Origin of the sequence: Cryobacterium tagatosivorans (genome assembly GCF_004402215.1) — a bacterium.
Lineage (GTDB): Bacteria > Actinomycetota > Actinomycetes > Actinomycetales > Microbacteriaceae > Cryobacterium > Cryobacterium tagatosivorans.
This window is the reverse complement of the sequence record NZ_SOEZ01000034.1, coordinates 14,428-31,057: the sequence shown is the minus strand read 5'-3', so window position 1 is coordinate 31,057 and position 16,630 is coordinate 14,428. Positions and strand designations below refer to the sequence as shown.

The following is a 16,630-nucleotide window of genomic DNA, read 5'->3' as shown; positions in this document are numbered from 1 at the left end:
GTCGACACCGAGCTCGGCGGCCACCCGCCGGGCACGCGGCGAGGAGCGGACCCGGCCGGCGGCGGCTGCAGGCACGGCAGCGGCCCGGGCCTCTGCCGGCACGTGCTCCGCCGCGGCGCGCTCGACATCGGCGTGGGTGATCGCGCCGTCCTTGCCGGTGCCGCGGAGCCGGGCCGTGTCGACGCCGAGCTGGTGCGCGAGGTGGCGCACCGGCGGAGAGACGAAGCCGGGTGCCGTCGTCGGCGCCGTCGCGGGCTGCTGCGCGGGTATTTCGGCGGGCTTCTCCTCGGCCGGCTTCTCGGCCTTCTTCCCGGCTGGCTTCTCGGCCTTCTTCTCTGCGGGCCTCTTGGCGGGTCTCGCGCCGGGCTTGCCCGGGCGGACCGCGGGTGCCTGCCGGGCCGGCTCGGCACCCTCGGCCGGGGTCCCGGTGATCGAGGCCAGCGGCGTGCCCACCGGAACGGTGGCGCCGACCTCGACGAGCAGGTCGGCGACCACGCCCTCCTCGAAGGTCTCCACGTCCATCACGGTCTTCTGGGTGTCGACGACGGCGACGATGTCCCCGCGGTGCACGTAGTCGCCCGGCTTGACCAGCCATTCGATCAGCTTGCCGCTCTCCATGTCCGAGCCGAGCGAGGGCATCCGGAAGTCACCCATGCGCTCCCACCGCCTGCCGGGCTGCCGCGACGACTCGCTCGGCCGAGGGCACCGCGGCCAGTTCCAGGTGCCGGGCGTAAGGGGTCGGCACCTCGGCGCTGCAGACCCGGCCCACCGGGGCGTCCAGGTCGAAGAAGGCGGCCTCGGTGATCCGGGCGCTGATCTCGGCGGAGATGCTGCCGCTGCGCCAACCCTCGTCGACCACGACCGCGCGGTGCGTTTTGGCCACTGTGGCGAGGATCGCCGCGTCGTCGAGCGGGCGCAGGGTGCGGAGGTCCAGGACCTCGGCGTCGATGCCCTCATCTGCCAGCTGGTCCGCGGCGTCGAGCACGGTCTGCAGCGTGCCGCCGTAGGTGATCAGGGACACGTCGGCGCCCGGCCGGCGCACCGCGGCGGCGTGGATGTCGACCGCGCCGGCGTCGTCGTCGAGGTCCCCGGCCATGTTGTAGAGCGAGCCGTGCTCGAAGATCAGCACCGGATCCGGATCCTCGAGTGCCGTCCAGAGCATGCCGCGGGCATCCGCGAGGGTCGCCGGGGTGAGGATGCGCAGGCCGGGGATGTGCGCGTACCAGCCCTCGAGGCTGTGCGAGTGCTGGGCGGCGAGCTGGCGGCCGGCACCCGTGGTCATCCGGATGACGATCGGCACGTTGAATTGTCCGCCCGACATGTGCGAGATGGTCGCCGCGTTGTTCATGATCTGGTCGAGGGCGAGCAGGCTGAAGTTGACGGTCATGATCTCGACGATCGGGCGCATCCCGCCGAGGGCCGCGCCGATCCCGGCCCCGACGAACCCGGCCTCCGACAGCGGGGTGTCGCGGATCCGTTCCGGGCCGAACTCCTCCAGCAGCCCGAGGCTCACGGCGAAGCAGCCGCCGTATTCGCCGACGTCTTCGCCCATCAGGAACACCCGGTCATCGCGCTGCATCGCGTCGCGCATGGCGGCGCGTGTCGCCTCGCGGTAGGTGGTCTTCATGGCAGCACCCGGCTCATGGCGCGCTCCGCTCGCTGTAGACGAAGCGGGTGAGCTCGTCCGTGGGTTCCGGGGTGCCGGCCTCGGCGAAGTCGACGGCGGCCTGGACCTCCGCGTCGACCTCCCTCTGTATGGCGTCCCAGTCCTTCTTCCGGAGCTGGCCGGCGGCCTCGAGTGCGCTCCGGAGGTGGTCGATCGGGTCGCGCTCGAGCCACTCGGCGACCTCGGCCTTGTCGCGGTACCGCTCGGGGTCGAACATCGAGTGCGCCCGGAAGCGGTAGGTGCGCAGTTCGAGGAAATGCGGTCCTCCCCCGGCGCGCACGGCGTCCGTTGCCCGGCGCGCGGCCTCCTCGACGGCGAGCACGTCCATCCCGTCCACGGCCCAGGCCGGGATCTCGTACGCGGCCGCCTTGAGGGCGATGTCGGTCTGCGATTCCGAGCGTCGGAGCGCGGTGCCCATGGCGTAGAGGTTGTTCTCGCAGCAGAACAGCACCGGCAGCTGCCAGAGCGCGGCGAGGTTGAGGCTCTCGTGGAACTCCCCCTCGGCGACGGCGCCTTCGCCGAAGAAGCACGCGGTGACCCGCCGGCGCCCGGCCAGCTTGTCGGCCAGGGCCAGGCCGACCGCCAGGGGCAGGCCGCCGGCCACGATGGCGTTGCCACCGTAGAACCGGGTGGCCGCGTCGAACAGGTGCATCGACCCACCCCGCCCGCGGCAGCATCCCTCCTGATGTCCGTACATTTCGGCCAGGATGGCGCCGGCCGCTACCCCGCGCAGAAGCGCATGGCCGTGCTCGCGGTAGGTCGCCAGGACCGCGTCCTCCGGCTGCAGGGTCGCCATCACGCCGGTCGCGACGGCCTCCTCGCCGATGTAGACGTGCAGGAACCCGCGGATCTTCGCTTCGCTGTAGAGCTGCACGCACTTCTCTTCGAGCCGGCGCACCCGGAGCATTTGGCGGAGCAGGTGGCGGGCGTGCTTCGGGTCAGCGAAGGCCGGCGCAGCCGTGCCGGTCATCGCGGGGCCTCCACGGTCGAGGTGTCTCCCTCTGGCAGGCCGAGTTCGCGGGCCTTGAGCAGCCGGCGCAGGATCTTGCCGCTGCGGGTCCGGGGCAGCGAGTCGGTGAAATCGAGCAGGCGCGGTGCCACCGCCGGACCGAGCCGTTTGCGGGCGAAGCCGATGATCTCCAGGCGCAGCGCCTCCGTGGGTTCAAACCCGGGGTGCAGCTCGACGAAGGCCTTGACGATCTCGCCCGCGACCGGGTCGGGGACGCCGATCACGCCGGCCTCGGCCACGGCCTCGTGCTCCATCAGCGAGCTCTCCACCTCGAAGGGCCCGATCAGGTGGCCCGACGATTTGATGACGTCGTCCCCGCGGCCGACGAACCAGTAGTAGCCATCGGCGTCCCGCCTGGCGAGGTCGCCGGTGAGGTACCAGCCGCCGACGAAGCACCGCCGGTAGCGCTCCTCCTCGTTGAGGTAGCCGCGGAACATGGACGGCCAGCCGGGGCGCAGGGCCAGTTCGCCCACGACATCCGGATCGGTCACCAGCACGGCGGTGATGTTGTGCAGCACCGGCTTGCCCTCGTCGTCGCGCGCGACCAGCGCCGCCTCGACGCCGGGCAGCGGCCGTCCCATCGAGCCCGGCCGGATCTCGGTGGCCGCGTAGTTGGAGATCATGATGCCGCCGGTTTCCGTCTGCCACCAGTTGTCGTGCACGGGCTGGCCGAACGCCTCCTGGCCCCAGACCACCACCTCGGGGTTGAGCGGCTCGCCCACGCTTGCCACGAAGCGGAGGGCGGACAGGTCGTGGCCCCTGGCCCGGTCGGCGCCGGCCTTCATCAGCATCCGCAGCGCCGTCGGCGCCGTGTACCAGACCGTCACCCGCTGCTCGGCGAGGATGCGGTACCACCGGTCCGCCTCCAGCTCCTCCTCGTCGACAATGCTGGTCACGCCGTGCACGAGCGGCGCGATCAGCCCGTATGAGGTCCCGGTGACCCAGCCCGGGTCGGCGGTGCACCAGTAGATGTCGTCTGGGTGCAGGTCGAGCGCGAAGCGCCCAGTGGCGAAGTGCGCGGTCACGGCGTCGTGCACGTGGATCGCGCCCTTGGGGGTTCCGGTCGTGCCGCTGGTGAAGTGCAGCAACGCCATGTCCTCACGGTGCGTGGTGGCGATCCCGCCGAACTCCGGGGCGCTGCGCATGAGCGCGGCCAGGTCGAGGGTGTCCGGCTCCGGGGCGCCGTCGGCGTCGACGAGGAGCACGTGCAGGAGGTCGGGCAGCTCGGCGCGGATCGGCGCGACCTTCTTGCGATACAGCGCCCGGGTCGTGATGAGCGCCCGGCCCGAACCGAGGTGCAACCGCTGGCGCACCGGCTCCGGTCCGAAGGCGGAGAAGAGGGGGCAGAAGACGCTCGCGTTCTTCAGGGTGCCGAGCATCGCCACGTACAGCTCGGGGATGCGCCCGGTGAGGGAGAAGACCCGGTCCCCGCGGTCGACGCCGAGCGCGCGCAGCACGCTGGCGAAACGGTTGGTCTCCTCGAAGAGGCCCGCATAGGTGAGCGAGCGGGTTGTGCCGTCGGCCCGGACGAAGCGGAGCGCCTCCCGCTCGGCGTGCGGCCCGGCCGCGTGCCGGTCGACCGCCTCGTAGGCGATGTTGAGTCCCCGGCCGCCGGGCAACCCGGACAGTCCGCGTCGGGCCGAGTCCCAGGTGAAGGCAGCGCACGTCGCGTCGTAGTCGACGAGGTTCGGCTGCACCGGGAAAGCGGCGATGTCCTTGTGGATGATGGGCCAGCGAGTGGCCGACTCGATTCCTGCCGTCATGCCGACATCAAACTCCCGGCGAGGCCTCCGGCATAGGGCCCGGCGACCCCCTCGTTTCAGGGTCCCCCGAAATGATGACTTTCGGAATCGGCCCCGCACCTGCAGTATTAGCTACGAAAGCTCCCCGGTTCGAGTAACCGGAGCTGAGGCAGGGTGACATTCGGGTTGTCGCCCTGCCTCTATTTTTTTGCCCGGGACTTCGGCCAATTCGGCCATCCCGTGTCGCGAACTCCGGACGGATTGCGCCGCTGGTGCCCGGAGCCGGAGGAAACGGCCGGATTCCGGCGGCCGTTCCGGTTTTCGCCCGCCCGGGTGCCCGCGCCGCGCGGCAGGGAACGAGAAAAGCCTCCGATTGCTCGGAGGCTTTTCTGTTGCTACGTGGCGGTACCGGTGGGATTTGAACCCACGGTGGAGTCTCCCCCACACAACTTTTCGAGAGTTGCACCTTCGGCCGCTCGGACACGGTACCGGGGTCGATTGTAGTTGAGTCGGAGGCCGTGGCGCGAATCCGGGGCGAGCAGACGTCCAGCCGCCGATCAGCGGATGCCCAGAGGCGGGTTGTATTCTCGCGGGGTGATAACCGTCAACCAGCGACTCCGCTCCCTTGTCCTGACCGCCGGCACCGTTGCGACGGCCGCCGGAATCGGTGCTGCCGCCACGTTCAACTACAGGAAGTTCCGCCTCCGGCTGGCCGAGAACGCCGCGCTGCTGAACGAGACGCTGCCGATCCACTCCCAGTGGTGGCGGGATCATGCCAAGGAACAGGGCGAGCTGCTCTACGTCGCAATCGGGGACAGCGCCGCCCAGGGAATCGGCGCGAGCAAGCCCAACCGGGGTTACGTCGGGATCCTGGCCGATCACATCCGGCTGAGCACCGGGCGCACCGTACGCGTGGTCAACCTCAGCGTGTCGGGCGCCACCGTCGGCCTGACCGTGCGCGACCAGCTCCCCCGGTTCGTCAAGCTCTCCCCCGACGTCGTGACGGTCGCCATCGGGGCGAACGACATCGCGTTCTGGGATGCCGCGGTCTTCGAGACCGGCATCCGGGAGGTCTTCGCCGCCCTCCCCGGCCATGCGATCGTCGCCGACCTGCCGTGCTTCCACCTCCCGCACAACGAACGCAAGGTGGCCGAGGCCAACCGCATCCTGCGCGGCGTCGCGGCGGAGTTCGGGCTGACCGTGGTTCCGTTGCACGCGACGACCAAACGGCAGGGCCTGCGCAGCGTGGCCACCCAGTTCGCGAACGACTTCTTCCACCCCAACGACCGCGGCTACCGGGTCTGGGCCGAGGCCTTCCTGCCCGAGCTGAGCGCCGACATCGCGCACCGGATTCCCCAGGCGCGCCTCGACGCGTAATCGAGCGTCGGTGGCCCCGGCTAGGCTCGCTGGCATGGCCAAGCCCCTCTCGACTTTCCGGTGCACCGAATGCGGCTGGACCACCCCGAAGTGGGCCGGTCGCTGCGGCGAGTGCCAGCAGTGGGGCACCGTGCTCGACGCCGCCGAGAAGGCCGGCCTCGGCCGCTCCGTCAAGCCCACGGTCGTGACCGGCGACGGCATCGCCCGGCCGATCACGCACGTGGACACGACCTCCGTCGCGCACTGGCCGAGCGGCATCAACGAATTCGACCGGGTGCTCGGCGGCGGTATCGTGCCGGGCTCGGTCATCCTGCTCAGCGGCGAGCCGGGCGTCGGCAAGTCGACGCTCCTGCTCGAGGTCGCGTCGAAGGCCGCGGCGGCGAAGTCCCGCGTGCTCTACGTCAGCGCCGAGGAGTCGGTGAGCCAGGTGCGCCTCCGGGCGGAGCGCACCGGCGCGCTCCAGCCCGAGCTGTACATCGCCGCGGAAACCGACCTCGCCACCATCCTCGGCCAGATCGATGCGGTGAAGCCCGACCTCGTCATCGTCGACTCGGTGCAGACGGTGGCCAGTTCGCTCTCCGACGGGCTGGCGGGAATGCCCAGCCAGGTCCGGGAGGTGGCATCCACGCTGATTCGCGTCGCCAAAGACCGCAACCTGCCCATCCTGCTCGTGGGGCATGTCACCAAAGACGGCTCGATCGCGGGGCCGCGGCTGCTGGAACACCTCGTCGACGTGGTCTGCCAGTTCGAGGGCGACCGGCAGACTGCGCTGCGCTTCGTGCGCGCGCTCAAGAACCGGTTCGGCCCGACCGACGAGGTCGGCTGCTTCGAGATGACCGGCGACGGCATCGCCGAGGTGCCCGACCCGAGCGGGCTCTTCCTCAGCCGGGGCACCGATCCCGTCTCCGGCACCTGCGTGACCGTCGCCCTCGAGGGCCGCCGCGCAATGCCCGTCGAGGTGCAGGCCCTCGTCGTCGCCAGCCAGGCCCCGAACCCCCGGCGGGTGACCAACGGCGTCGACCCGTCCCGAGTGGCCATGCTCCTGGCCGTGCTCGAGAAACGCGCGGGACTGCAGCTGGCCGGGCTGGATGTCTACGTGTCGACGGTCGGCGGCATCCGGCTCACCGAGCCCGCCGCCGACCTGGCCATCGCCCTGGCCATCGCGTCGGCGGTGAAGGACCGCCCGATCGCCCACACCGTGGCGGCCTTCGGGGAGATCAGCCTGGCCGGGGAGATCCGCGCCGTCTCCGCGGCGAAACAGCGCGCCGGCGAGGGCGTGCGGCTGGGCTTCACCACGCGCATCGACGCCGCCAGCGGCTCGATCGCCACCGCCGTCGGACAGGCGCTGGCCACGGGCGTGCCCGACCGCGAGGCGGAGCTCGACCGGGCCTTCTAGACCACGGCCTGCCAGACCACGGCTTGCTAGGCCACGACCACCATCAGGGTTTCGAGCGGCGGCGTCTCGGGAGCGGCCGCAGCATCGTCACCGATCAAGCCCGAAATGGCTGCCGAGTGCACGACCCGGTTGCGGCCGTTGCGTTTGGCCACATACAGCCGCAGGTCGGCGGTGCGCAGCAGGTCGGAGTTCTGTGCGCCGTCGGCCGGCGCCAGGGCGACGCCGATGCTCGCCGTCACCGGGAGTCCGTGCGTGATCGGCGACCAATCATGACCGGCGATGGAGCGGCAGAGCCCCTCGGCGAGTTCGTAGGCCTTCGCCGCATCGGTCTCGGGCAGGATGAGCAGGAATTCCTCTCCGCCGAGGCGAGCCGCGATCCCGCCGGGAACGGGGTCTACCGCTGCGTTCAGGATGCGGCCGAGCGTGCGCAGCACCTCGTCGCCGACTTCATGCGAGAGGGTGTCGTTGACGCGCTTGAAGTGGTCCAGGTCGATCATCGCGATCGCGAGGGACGGACCGCCTTCGCGCAGCTGGAGCAGGGCGCCGCCGAGGTTCTCGTCGACGAACCGTCGGTTGTGCAGTCCGGTCAGCGGATCGCGCTCGGCCAGCTCCCGGTAGCGCTCGCTCTCGCGGCGGGATTCCGCCGTCTGGAACATGGCCTCGAGGATCCGGCCCTTGGCCTCGTTCTCGCTCGCGCCGAGCGCCACGGACTGCTCGTGGTAGTTCCGATAGGCCTCGAAGGCCGCCCGGTAGTTCTCCTGGGCCGCGTAGATCTCGGCCTGCTCGCGTGCCGCTTCGGTCGTCCACCGGATCAGGCCGTTGCGCTGGGCGAGATCGCGGCACCGGTCGATCACGACCTGCGACTGGTCCAGGCGCCCCTGCGTGCGGTACAGCTGCGTCAGCGCCACCAGCGCCGCCGCCGAGCTGTCCGGGTGCGAATCGCTGAACGCCGTGTCCAGCGCGGGGATCAGCATGGTCTCCGCCTCCGGCAACCGGCCGGCGGCCATGTACACCCGGGCGATGGTGTCGCGGGCGGACATCCCGATCTGGCGGTCGCTGAGCTCCGACAGGCCGACCAGGCGTTCGACCGTCGCGAGCGCCTCGACGTGGTTGTGGGCCAGGTGCTCGGTGTAGGCGAGGTTGTTGAGGATGATGTACCGGATGTTCGTCTCCGGGTCGTCGATGACGAGCTTCAGCGCATCGTCGTAACGCCTCCGCGCCTCGTCCAGGGAGCCCGCCGACCCGAGCGCGTCGGCCAGGCACTTCCGGGCGGCCGCGCGCATCAGCGGAATCTCCGTTTCGGCGAGGAGGTCGTTCGCGGCGACGGCGTGCTCCAGCGCCAGGGCGCGGTCGCCGACCATCTCGAACACCGAACCGAGCACGTCGTGGCAGCGGGACTGCAGGGCGATCTCGCCGTGCTGTTCGGCCCAGGCGAGGATTTCCTGCACATCGATGGCGCTCTGGCTCGGGTCGGTGCGGTGAATTCGCACGGCCGCGATCAGGACCCGCAGGCGACGCGAGGTCGCTCCGTGATCTCCCTCGCCGAGTTCCTCGAGCCACTCCTCCGCGGCTTGCAGCGCAACGTCGCGGTCGATCCAGAACTGGCGCTCGACGCTCGCGAGCCGTGTCTCGACCGCACCGTCCCCGGTCCCCACCACTGCGGCCCACTCTCAGACAGGTACATGACCCGGGGCGAACGTTCCGCCGGCGGAGCCCCTCTCAGAGAGAGGTTCGACGCTATCGAGATTCATCCTAGTGGGGACAGACCCGTCGCGGTCCCCCCTCGCCCGGGGGGAATTACTCCGCGCCGGCCGCCTCGCCCGGCAGCGGGCCGAGCGCCCGCATCAGGTCGTCCGGGGCCGCCTGCATCACGTGCGGGCCGGCGATGTCGAAGAACACCATTTCGAGGGTCTGCTCGTGCACGGTGAGGAACTCGCGCAGCCACTGCGCGTCGCCCACCATCACCCGCGGGTCAGGGTCGTCGGGCAGCATTCGCGCGTAGTTCGCGGCGGACGAGAAGAGCAGCAGCATCCGCTTGTCCGAGCCTTCGCGGCCGAAAACCCGCACCTGTTCGGCCTGGCCCTTGACGACCAGCTGCGGCACGATGACGACGTCGTTGCGCAGGGCATAGGCCACTGCGACGACGTCCTGCGCGGCCAGGGCCGCGGCGAGGGGCTCGGAGTGGGTGGGAGGAGTGGGTTCGGTCACCAATCCATCTAACCAGCCGAGGTCGGCGCGGGTCGAAGCGAGAGCACCTGCCGTGAGCGAACGATTCCGGCGCCCCCGGACGCGGCTCAGTAGAGCAGGAACTGCTTCGGCGTCTCGGATTCGATGCCGTCGACGCTGACCCGCAGGTGGTAGGACGCACCGCCGGCCGGAGCGGCGTCGCGGGTGGCGGCGTCGCAGGTGTCCTTGGCCGAACGGACGCGCTCCCACGCGACGGGCGTGCTCGAGCTGACCGGTTCGCCGGGTTCGAGCAGGACCTCGGCATCGGCAGATTCCGTCTGGCAGTCGGTGGAGGTCCAGTAGACGTCCTTGCCGCTCGTGATCGTGAATACCTGCTTCGACGTGCCCGCGTTGATGGTGCACGAGGTGGCGCCGGTGTTCGTGACGCTCAGGGACAGCTGGGGAAGCTTGCCCGGTTCGTACTTGTCCGCGTCGGTGATCGCTTCGACCTGCACACTGGCGGCGGTGCAGGGACCACCTTCGGCCGCGGGTTTCGGGGTCGCCTTCGGCGCGGCATCCGTCGCCGTGGTCGAGGCGGCCGGCGAGGTCGTGCCCGCCGGTTCGCCACTGCTCGAGCCGGGCTTCACGATGATGAGGAAGATGATGGCCAGCACGGCCAGCAGGCCCAGTCCGACCACCAGGCGACGGCGCCGGTACACGGCGCCGGACTGGCGACCGCCGGTGTTCTTTGTCGTCGACATGCCCCAAGGTTAACGAGCTTTGCGGTCGTCGCCGGGCCAATGGGTGGCGTGTCGCCCGGGATTGGCCGAGTTCGTCGCGGCGGCCGTGGAGCCGGCCGCCGCAGCGGACAGAAGCACGGAGCGGATTCTCGCCCGCGGGGCATGGTCAGACGAGCCGCTTGACCATCCGGGTGTTGCCGAGCGTGTTCGGCTTGACGCGGGCGAGGTCGAGGAATTCCGCGACTCCCTCGTCGTGCGATCGCACGAGTTCGGCGTAGACGGACGGATCGACGGTCTCGGAGCCCATGTCGACGAAGCCGTGCCGGCTGAAAAAGGGCACCTCGAAGGTGAGGCAGAACAGGCGGCTCAGGCCGAGCTCGCGGGCATCCGCCTCCAGGCGATCGAGCAGCGCGTGGCCCACCCCGCGGCCGAGCCAGTCCGCCGACACCGCCAGCGTGCGCACCTCGGCCAGGTCCTCCCACATCACATGCAGGGCGCCACAGCCGACGAGTCGACCCTCGGCGTCCTCGGCCACCCGGAATTCCTGGACGGCCTCGTAGAACACGACACGGTCCTTGCCGAGCAGGATGCCCTCCTGGATGAGCGGCTCGACGAGCGCCTGGATGCGCGGCACGTCACTGGTGCGCGCCCGGCGCACCGAGTAGTCCTGCGCTGCGTGGTCCTGCGCTGCGTGGTCCTGCGCTGTCACGCTCGGCCCTCTCTCGTCGTTCTCACCCGGAACATCCAGTCTACGGATTCCGCTCCGCGCCCCGCGTTCGTGACAAGGCAGTTCGTGACACTGCAAGGGGCCCGGCGGATTGCTCCGCCGGGCCCCTTCGTCGTGCCGTGTCGCCGGGCTACTCGCTGGTCACCGCGAGGTCGGGCGTTCCGGACCCGGTGCCGATGCTGGCCGTCGCGTTGACGCCGACTCCGACGGCCGTTTCGCGCGTCGTCGTCGTGAAGACGAACTCGCCGGCCTGGAAGTCCACGTGCACGTGGTCGCCCGAGTTGAGCTCGCCCTGCAGGATCTTCTCCGACAGCCGGTCCTCGACCTCGTGCTGCACCGCGCGGCGCAGCGGCCGGGCGCCGAGCGCGGGGTCGAAGCCCACCTCGATCAGGCGCTCCTTGGCGGGGACGGTGAGCTCGACGGTCATGTCGCGGTCGAGCAGGCGGTCGCTCAGTCGCTTGATGAACAGGTCAACGATCTGCAGCAGCTCCGGCTTGGACAGCTGAGGGAAGACGATGATCTCGTCGACGCGGTTGAGGAACTCGGGCTTGAAGTTCTTCTTCAGCTCTTCCTTGACCTTGCCGCTCATGCGGTCGTAGCCGGTGGACGTGTCGCCCTCGATCTGGAAACCGACGGGGCCGCCGCTGATGTCCTTCGTGCCGAGGTTGGTCGTCATGATGATCACGGTGTTCTTGAAGTCGACGACGCGACCCTGGCCATCCGTCAGCCGGCCCTCTTCCAGGATCTGGAGGAGAGAGTTGAAGATGTCCGGGTGTGCCTTCTCGATCTCGTCGAACAGCACCACGCTGAACGGCTTGCGGCGCACCTTCTCGGTGAGCTGGCCGCCCTCTTCGAAGCCGACGAAGCCCGGAGGGGCACCGAACAGCCGGGAGACGGTGTGCTTCTCCCCGTACTCGCTCATGTCGAGCGAGATCATCGCGGCCTCGTCGTCGAACAGGAACTCGGCGAGCGCCTTGGCGAGCTCGGTCTTGCCGACGCCGGTGGGGCCGGCGAAGATGAACGAGCCGGAGGGGCGCTTCGGGTCCTTCAGGCCGGCGCGGGTGCGGCGGATGGTCTTGGCGAGGGCCGAAATGGCCTCCTCCTGGCCGATGACGCGCTGGTGCAGGGCCTTCTCCATGAAGACGAGCCGCGAGGACTCCTCCTCGGTGAGCTTGAAGACCGGGATGCCGGTGGCCTGCGCGAGGACCTCGGCGATCAGGCCCTCGTCGACGACCGCGGTCGTCTTGACGTCACCCGACTTCCACTTCTTCTCCAGGCGCAGACGCTCGCCGAGGAGGTTCTTCTCCTCGTCGCGCAGGCTGGCGGCCTTCTCGAAGTCCTGGTCCTCGATGGCGGTCTCCTTGGCGGCACGCACCACGGCGATCTTCTCGTCGAATTCGCGCAGCTCGGGCGGGCTCGACAGGATCGACAGGCGCAGGCGCGCGCCGGCCTCGTCGATCAGGTCGATGGCCTTGTCCGGCAGGAAGCGGTCGGAGACGTAGCGGTCGGCGAGGTTCGCGGCGGCCACGAGGGCGCCGTCGGTGATGGACACCTTGTGGTGCGCCTCGTACCGGTCGCGCAGCCCCTTGAGGATGTTGATCGTGTGCGGCAGCGACGGCTCGTTTACCTGGATCGGCTGGAAGCGGCGCTCGAGGGCGGCATCCTTCTCGAAGTGCTTGCGGTACTCATCGAGCGTGGTCGCGCCGATGGTCTGCAGCTCACCGCGGGCGAGCAGCGGCTTGAGGATGGAGGCCGCGTCGATCGCGCCCTCGGCGGCTCCCGCACCGACGAGGGTGTGGATCTCGTCGATGAAGACGATGATGTCGCCGCGGGTGCGGATCTCCTTGGTGACCTTCTTCAGGCGCTCCTCGAAGTCACCGCGGTAGCGGCTGCCGGCGATGAGCGAACCGAGGTCGAGCGAGTAGAGCTGTTTGTCCTTCAGCGTCTCCGGGACATCGCCCTTGACGATGGCCTGGGCCAGACCCTCGACCACGGCGGTCTTGCCGACGCCGGGCTCACCGATCAGCACGGGGTTGTTCTTCGTGCGACGGGAGAGGATCTGCATGACCCGCTCGATTTCCTTCTCGCGTCCGATGACCGGGTCGAGCTTGTTGTCGCGTGCGGACTGGGTCAGGTTGCGGCCGAACTGGTCGAGGATCTGGCTGCCAGCGGCGCCGGCGGGCTGCTCGTTCGCACCCACCTGCACCTGTTCCTTGCCCTGGTAGCCGGAGAGGAGCTGGATGACCTGCTGGCGCACCCGGTTGAGGTCGGCGCCGAGTTTGACCAGCACCTGGGCGGCAACGCCTTCGCCCTCGCGGATGAGGCCGAGCAGGATGTGCTCGGTGCCGATGTAGTTGTGGCCGAGCTGCAGCGCCTCGCGGAGACTCAGCTCGAGGACCTTCTTGGCGCGCGGCGTGAACGGGATGTGCCCGGTCGGCTGCTGCTGGCCCTGGCCGATGATGTCCTGCACCTGCTCGCGCACGGCGTCGAGCGAAATGCCCAGGCTCTCGAGGGCCTTGGCGGCAACGCCTTCACCCTCGTGGATCAGTCCAAGCAGGATGTGCTCGGTGCCGATGTAATTGTGGTTGAGCATCTTGGCCTCTTCCTGGGCCAAAACGACGACGCGACGAGCTCGGTCGGTGAATCTCTCGAACATGATTACTCCCTTGGCGCCAGGGGCAGTTGTGGCGCCGATACATCGAGAGTAACCAGCGAAACTGGGTTGCAGGCGCTTGTTCGCCCTAGGCGTGACGGATGACGCGCGCGGGGACCCGCGGCCGTGGTCGAGGGCGGCCTCCGTACCGCCCTTTCGAGGATCCGTACCCGCGCAAATAATGGCAGGACGAAGCGTGGGGGAAGCGCGAGAGGGCCGCGATGAATCGCACCGAGAACCCCGAGGAAGAGATCGCCCGCTTGACCGCGGAGAACGCCCGCCTCCGGGGCCAGGTGGAATCCGGGGCACTCTCGGCGCCGCCGCGCACGCGATCGCGGGGCAGGATCCGAGCCTTCTTCGCCGTGTTGCTGATCGCGCTGGGGTCCCTGCTCGCTCCCGTCGCCGTTGTCGCGTTCTGGACGAAGGCGGAGGTCACCGACACCTCCCGGTTTGTGGCGACCCTCGCCTCCCTCGCCGAAGACGCCGCCTTCCAGGCGTTCCTGGTCGATGAGATCGTCGACGCCATCGAGAACCAGGTCGACATCCAAACCGTCGCATCCGACCTCTTCGACGGGCTCTCCGCGCTCGACCTTCCGCCTCGCGCCGAAGCCGCGCTCCGGCTGCTCGAGCAACCGGCGGTGGAGGGCGTTCGCTCGCTCATCCGGACGGCGGCCGAGAGGATCGTCACCTCCGAGGCCTTTGCGCAGGTCTGGGAGGAGGCGCTGCGGGTCAGCCCCACCCAGCTCGTGGCGGCCCTGCAGGGCGACGAGTCGGCTGCCCTGGTGATCAGCGAGACGGGCGAAGTGGGCATCCAGCTGGGGCCGGTCCTGGACGCGGTCAAGAAGCAACTCGTCGCGCAGGGTTTCACGCTGGCCGAGAGGATCCCGGAGGTCAACCGCACGATCCCCCTCGCCCAGTCCGATGCGCTGGTCCAGGCGCGCACGGCCTACCAGCTCTTCGACATCCTCGGCTTCGTGCTGCCGTGGGCCAGCATCCTGCTGCTGGCGGCCGGCGTGATCGTCGCCAGGCGCCGGGCGCGGGCGCTGATCTGGGCCGGGCTCAGCCTCGCCTTGGCGATGGCGCTCCTCCGCGCCGGCATCGTGATCGGCCGCATCCTGTTCCTCGGCGCCATGTCGCCAGCGTACCTTCCGAAGGGCGCGGCCGAGTCGCTCTATGACGCCGCAACGCCCTTCATCACCGGCTCCGCGCTGTCGATCGGCCTGGTCGGCGTCACGGTCGCGGTGGTCGGCTACCTCGCCGGCCCGTTCCGCGGAGCGGCCGCGGTGCGGCGGTTCACCACGGACACGGCCGCGCGCGTTCGCGCCTCGGCGGAGCACAGCGGGGTGACCACCGATCGCTTCGGCGAGTGGCTGCACCGGGCGAGCCGGTACGTGCTGATCGCGGTGGCGCTGGCGGCCGGCGCGGTGGCCCTGTTCGTGCGGCCGCTGACGCCCGCCATCATCCTCTGGACCGCGGTCCTGGCCCTGCTCGCCGTGCTCCTGCTCGAGCTGCTGCAACGGCCGCCGGACGCGGCGGTCCTGCCGGGCGCGCCGGTCGCGGCCGCCGAGGAGCCGATCCTCACCCCGGCCGGACGCCTCCCGCCGTCCCCGGACGAGCCGGGCCCGCCGGAGGACGCGCGCGGCTGACCGCACCCGCAACCGGATGGCCCCCGCTACCGGATGGCCCGCTACTGGACTGCGGAGGTAAGGCGGGCGAGGTTGTCGAGCACGGTGGAGTGCAGCGGCTGCTTCATCCACTCGTCGAGGGTGAGTTCCCGGCTGTCTGCCCGGTAACCGTCTTCCACGGCCCGGATGTCCCGGACGAACGACTGGCCGCGCACCATCAGCGACACCTCGAAGTTCAGGCTGAACGAGCGCATGTCCATGTTGCTCGACCCGATCACCGCCACGTCGTCGTCGATCGTGAAGTGCTTCGCGTGCAGCACGTAGGGAGACTTGTAGAGGTAGATCTTCACCCCGGCCCGCAGCAGTTCCTCATAGTACGAGCGCTGGGCGTGGTAGACGAGGGCCTGGTCACCGATCTCCGAGACGAACAGCTCCACGTGCAGGCCGCGCTGGGTCGCCGTCGTGATCGCGTACATGATCGACTCGTCCGGCACGAAATACGGGCTGGTGATGATGATTCGGTCCTGCGCGTAGTAGAGCAGGGCCAGGAACAGCCGGAGGTTGTTCTCGCGCACGAAACCGGGCCCGCTCGGCACGAGCTGGCAGTCCAGCGCCTGGGAGAGAGGCTCGGGCCGCACCGGGTGGATGTCGCGGGTGAGCAGCTCGTTCGTTTCGCTGTACCAGTCCGTGATGAAGATGGCGTTGAGCCCGGCGACGATCGGCCCCTCGAGCCGGGTCATCAGGTCTTTCCACATGAGCCCGCGACGGATGTTCCGAGGCGCGTTGTAGGTGCGGTCGATGATGTTCTGCGACCCCATGAACCCGACGGTGCCGTCGATGATCAGCAGCTTGCGGTGGTTGCGCAGGTCGGGCCGTTGCCACTTGCCCTTGAGCGGCTGCAGCGGCAGCATCAGCTCCCAGCGGATCCCGGCCTCGGTGAGAGCGCGGATGGTCTCCTTGTAGCCGACCTGGCGCTTGGACTGGATGTGGTCCATCAGCACCCGCACCGTGACGCCGCGGTCGACGGCCCGCGTGAGGGCCTCGAAGAACGGCGCGGTCGTCGGATCGAGGGCGAGGATGTAGAACTCGACGTGCACGTACTTGCCGGCCTTGTCGATCTCGGTGACCATCTCGGCGAAGGTGGCCTCGTAATCGCCGAGCAGCCGGGCGGAGTTGTCACCGACGAGCGGCATGGCGCCCAGGTTGCGATTGAGCTCGACGACGGATTCCAGCCAGGGCGGCCACGGGTGGTCGCGCCGCACCCGTTCCATGCCGTCGGTGCTGTCGATGATGAACTGGTTGATCTCCTCCTGCATGGCCAGGCGCCGCTTCGGCAGCGTGCGGTAGCCGATGAGCACGAAGAGCAGCGCGCCGAGGTAGGGCAGGAAGAAGATCGTCAGCAGCCAGGCCATGCCCGAGGTGGGCCGGCGATTGCGGGGCACCACGATGATCGCCACGACGCGGATGACGAAGTCCACGAGCACGGCCAGCGCGACGAAAATTGTCGTGCCGTTGATGTCGGGCATCCG

Annotated in this window: 13 protein-coding genes and 1 tRNA gene; 3 read left to right on the top strand and 11 right to left on the bottom strand. The window is 69.6% G+C overall.

The window, feature by feature from the left end; all coding sequences use genetic code 11:
* The 5 genes from E3O23_RS06330 to E3O23_RS06310 all read right to left on the bottom strand — a co-directional run.
* Positions 1–654, bottom strand: a 654-nt coding sequence (locus E3O23_RS06330) for a biotin/lipoyl-containing protein (protein WP_174776604.1), incomplete at its 3' end; no start/stop codon positions are given.
* Positions 647–1,627, bottom strand: coding sequence for an alpha-ketoacid dehydrogenase subunit beta (locus tag E3O23_RS06325; protein ID WP_134489247.1), 981 nt, complete (start codon positions 1,625–1,627; stop codon positions 647–649). The genes E3O23_RS06325 and E3O23_RS06330, both read right to left, overlap by 8 nt.
* 13 nt (positions 1,628–1,640) lie before the next feature.
* Complete coding sequence (pdhA, locus tag E3O23_RS06320) at positions 1,641–2,636, bottom strand: pyruvate dehydrogenase (acetyl-transferring) E1 component subunit alpha (RefSeq protein WP_134489245.1); 996 nt, start codon at positions 2,634–2,636, stop codon at positions 1,641–1,643.
* Positions 2,633–4,438, bottom strand: a complete 1,806-nt coding sequence (gene acsA / locus E3O23_RS06315; RefSeq protein ID WP_134489243.1) for an acetate--CoA ligase — start codon at positions 4,436–4,438, stop codon at positions 2,633–2,635. The genes pdhA and acsA overlap by 4 nt, the downstream gene beginning before the upstream one ends.
* Before the next feature lie 379 nt (positions 4,439–4,817).
* Positions 4,818–4,907, bottom strand: a tRNA-Ser gene (locus E3O23_RS06310).
* Positions 4,908–5,011: 104 nt separating this feature from the next.
* On the opposite strand from E3O23_RS06310, the gene E3O23_RS06305 reads away from it, so the two are divergent.
* Both E3O23_RS06305 and radA read left to right on the top strand, forming a co-directional pair.
* Positions 5,012–5,794, top strand: coding sequence for an SGNH/GDSL hydrolase family protein (locus tag E3O23_RS06305; RefSeq protein WP_241983356.1), 783 nt, complete (start codon positions 5,012–5,014; stop codon positions 5,792–5,794).
* 34 nt (positions 5,795–5,828) lie between these two features.
* Complete coding sequence (gene radA / locus E3O23_RS06300; protein ID WP_134489240.1) at positions 5,829–7,190, top strand: DNA repair protein RadA; 1,362 nt, start codon at positions 5,829–5,831, stop codon at positions 7,188–7,190.
* Positions 7,191–7,216: 26 nt separating this feature from the next.
* Here radA and E3O23_RS06295 read toward each other — a convergent pair whose 3' ends face one another.
* From E3O23_RS06295 to E3O23_RS06275, 5 genes are all read right to left on the bottom strand, one after another.
* Complete coding sequence (locus E3O23_RS06295; RefSeq protein WP_134489239.1) at positions 7,217–8,848, bottom strand: tetratricopeptide repeat-containing diguanylate cyclase; 1,632 nt, start codon at positions 8,846–8,848, stop codon at positions 7,217–7,219.
* Positions 8,849–8,987: 139 nt separating this feature from the next.
* The gene (locus E3O23_RS06290; protein WP_241983355.1) at positions 8,988–9,398 is read right to left on the bottom strand and encodes a dehydrogenase; all 411 of its coding nucleotides are present in this window, start codon (positions 9,396–9,398) and stop codon (positions 8,988–8,990) included.
* Positions 9,399–9,484: 86 nt separating this feature from the next.
* Positions 9,485–10,117 (bottom strand): hypothetical protein, encoded by a 633-nt coding sequence (locus tag E3O23_RS06285; RefSeq protein ID WP_134489237.1) that lies wholly within the window; start codon positions 10,115–10,117, stop codon positions 9,485–9,487.
* 145 nt (positions 10,118–10,262) lie between these two features.
* Positions 10,263–10,805: an amino-acid N-acetyltransferase gene (locus E3O23_RS06280; protein ID WP_134489236.1), complete on the bottom strand. Its 543-nt coding sequence runs from the start codon at positions 10,803–10,805 to the stop codon at positions 10,263–10,265.
* A gap of 148 nt (positions 10,806–10,953) precedes the next feature.
* Positions 10,954–13,479, bottom strand: a complete 2,526-nt coding sequence (locus E3O23_RS06275) for an ATP-dependent Clp protease ATP-binding subunit (protein WP_134489235.1) — start codon at positions 13,477–13,479, stop codon at positions 10,954–10,956.
* 218 nt (positions 13,480–13,697) lie between these two features.
* Here E3O23_RS06275 and E3O23_RS06270 point away from each other — a divergent pair, with 218 nt between their 5' ends.
* Positions 13,698–15,122 carry a hypothetical protein gene (locus E3O23_RS06270; RefSeq protein ID WP_134489234.1) on the top strand — a complete coding sequence of 475 codons (1,425 nt, stop codon included), beginning with the start codon at positions 13,698–13,700 and terminating at the stop codon, positions 15,120–15,122.
* Positions 15,123–15,163: 41 nt separating this feature from the next.
* On the opposite strand, the gene cls is transcribed toward E3O23_RS06270, so the two are convergent.
* The gene (cls, locus tag E3O23_RS06265; protein WP_134489232.1) at positions 15,164–16,627 is read right to left on the bottom strand and encodes a cardiolipin synthase; all 1,464 of its coding nucleotides are present in this window, start codon (positions 16,625–16,627) and stop codon (positions 15,164–15,166) included.
* Positions 16,628–16,630 lie beyond the last annotated feature (3 nt).

Bases quoted from the DNA above. Each gene is read 5' to 3' on its own strand.
- E3O23_RS06325 (WP_134489247.1), bottom strand. From the start codon at position 1,627: ATGAAGACCACCTACCGCGAGGCGACACGCGCCGCCATGCGCGACGCG.
- pdhA (WP_134489245.1), bottom strand. From the start codon at position 2,636: ATGACCGGCACGGCTGCGCCGGCCTTCGCTGACCCGAAGCACGCCCGC.
- acsA (WP_134489243.1), bottom strand. From the start codon at position 4,438: ATGACGGCAGGAATCGAGTCGGCCACTCGCTGGCCCATCATCCACAAG.
- radA (WP_134489240.1), top strand. From the start codon at position 5,829: ATGGCCAAGCCCCTCTCGACTTTCCGGTGCACCGAATGCGGCTGGACC.
- E3O23_RS06285 (WP_134489237.1), bottom strand. From the start codon at position 10,117: ATGTCGACGACAAAGAACACCGGCGGTCGCCAGTCCGGCGCCGTGTAC.
- E3O23_RS06275 (WP_134489235.1), bottom strand. From the start codon at position 13,479: ATGTTCGAGAGATTCACCGACCGAGCTCGTCGCGTCGTCGTTTTGGCC.
- E3O23_RS06270 (WP_134489234.1), top strand. From the start codon at position 13,698: ATGAATCGCACCGAGAACCCCGAGGAAGAGATCGCCCGCTTGACCGCG.
- cls (WP_134489232.1), bottom strand. From the start codon at position 16,627: ATGCCCGACATCAACGGCACGACAATTTTCGTCGCGCTGGCCGTGCTC.